Source organism: Bradyrhizobium campsiandrae (assembly GCF_014529705.1).
Classification (GTDB): domain Bacteria; phylum Pseudomonadota; class Alphaproteobacteria; order Rhizobiales; family Xanthobacteraceae; genus Bradyrhizobium; species Bradyrhizobium campsiandrae.
The window spans coordinates 1-445 of sequence record NZ_JAANIH010000213.1; the positions used below are offsets into that span (position 1 = coordinate 1).

At 70.1% G+C, this 445-nt stretch carries 1 pseudogene; it reads right to left on the reverse strand.

What is annotated here, in order from left to right:
- Positions 1-415, reverse strand: a pseudogene (locus tag G8O24_RS42755) (hypothetical protein); the annotation flags it as partial.
- Positions 416-445 lie beyond the last annotated feature (30 nt).

The following is a 445-nucleotide window of genomic DNA, read 5'->3' on the forward strand; positions in this document are numbered from 1 at the left end:
CGGTCCCATTGACATTTGCGTAAGCGCTGTTCGCCCCGGTGCTCGTTGCAACAGCGGTCGCCGCGGCGGCGCCGCCGGAACCGCCTACACCGCCTCCACCGGTCCCCTGGGCATTGCCGCCCGAGCCGCCTCCAGCGTAGGCATTCGCGTTGGATGAGCTGCCGGTCGAGCTCACATTGGCGCTCGACGTGGCCGCGCCGCCAGCCAACCCGTTCCCGGTGCCGACACCGCCGCCCGCACCGCCGTATGCAGTGGAGCCGCCAGTGGCAGTTCCTGCGGCTGTGAGCACCACGGTTGACGTGCCCGTTCCAGCATCGCCGGAAGTGCCGCCGCCGTCAGCGAAGCCGCCACCGCCACCGGAAGCGGTCGAGTAGGCTTGCACATAAGACGCCATCGCGTCGTTCACGGACAACATGGACGAGGCGTTGCCGCCCGCGCCGGCCGT